Source organism: Endozoicomonas sp. SESOKO3, from assembly GCF_024606255.1.
Map to the genome: position 1 here is coordinate 1 of NZ_JAHHPR010000348.1, position 1,598 is coordinate 1,598.

The following is a 1,598-nucleotide window of genomic DNA, read 5'->3' on the forward strand; positions in this document are numbered from 1 at the left end:
GCATACAACTCTTCTGGTGAAGATGGATCATGAGCGCCATAGCTGTCACGCCTGTTAGACGTGAAGAAAGCACGGACCCAACAATAGGTTAAGCTACCGCCTTTCGAGTGTGTCACTCCATACAGGTAGTGACTGAGGGCTTGCTCAATCGCTTGTCTGCATTTGTGTTTTAAATCATCCAGAAGTTCTTTTTCCTCCGATGACAACCAAAGGGGTTCGAGAATGAGGTCATAACGTAGTTCGATATCGGTCTTTTTTTTCTGATATTCTTCATTTTGAGCTTTACATCGCTGATCTTTTGACAGTCGCACCCGTTCTATATAGTCCATATCATCCACATCGCTAGCGCTGAGACTTTCCAATGCCTTCATTTCATGCTGGTATCGTGCTTCCGCCACCTGAAGTTGATTGAGTTTTTCCAGTATCAGCTTCAGTTCCGGGCTCTTTTCAGCTTTTCGTTGAATCAGGGCTTCGACTTTTTCATCAAGCACTGGTCTGGCAAATTTATACTCCAGGATAATCACCGGGCGGTGGTTCGCTTTACCCGAGTTTAATTGTTGAAATGCAGGATGGTGCAGTAGCATTCGTTCTACATTCGGAATTCCCTCGGGTACGTCTGTCCAGGCGGCCCGTAACGATGAGTGGGTTATTTTTTCTTCAAGGGATCGCGAAAACCCATCATGACAATGAGTGATGAAAAAGGCATTACCTTCTTTTTCCCGGAAGCTTTTATAGTCCAACCGCCATACCTGACTATTTTTTTCCCTTGACCATAATTCCCGGTACCACTTTTTCAGGCTATGTGCGGCTATAACTTTCAGTTCATCGACACCTTCCAGAAGCACCAATAGTTCGTGATATAGATGGACCTTCTTAATATCGCTTTTATCGTTTGGCAGTGGGTCCAGCCAACCCGATAACAGGGCTTCACGGGCAAAGTGAATAACCGAAGGGTTGGCTAAGTCGCTGTTGCTCAGTATATCCACTATAGAATTCGACCATTCTTTGGAGCATGCTCCGGCCTGAACAACCATTTTTGAATGAAGTGACTTGAGTAGCTCAGCGATCTTACAGCCATCATTGTCGGGCAGTATTGCACTTACTGCCTCTGACATTGGGCTATATTGACTCAAATTGTCAAAAGCCATTTCACCAATCAACTTCCGTTCGTAGAAGCCCAATGATTTTGTCTCCTGCGACACCAATACTGAGACGCCCATGGAAAAACTGGTTAAATCTTTTTTCTCCCAAAGGTTCTTTACTATTTCTAAAGCACTTAGATTGGTTTTTGTTAATGCACTCTTTGTCACATGGGCTTTGTCCAGTTTCTCAAAGCTTATGCCGCAGGCTTCAGCCAGAGTTTGCTGTTGCGCTAAACCAACCCCTTTCATGAGATCATGAATCTTCTCTGATGCAGTGCTGAAACTACTGACTTTCTTGTTGGGCTGGAAGTCAGACAGGATTTTTGTCCTCTCGACAGGTGCCCCGCCCAAATCCACTGACTTCCAGGTTTGGCCTTCATCCACGGAATATTCAGCAAAGCCGTGGATGAGGCTACTTATTTTCCGACAAGGAATCCCGAAATAACGACAAAAAGC

At 45.0% G+C, this 1,598-nt stretch carries 1 protein-coding gene; it reads right to left on the minus strand.

From position 1 onward, the window contains the following. Window positions 1-1,526: hypothetical protein (locus tag KDK18_RS06250; protein WP_257254006.1), on the minus strand; the 1,526-nt coding region annotated here is incomplete at its 3' end. Between the last annotated feature and the right edge of the window lie 72 nt (window positions 1,527-1,598).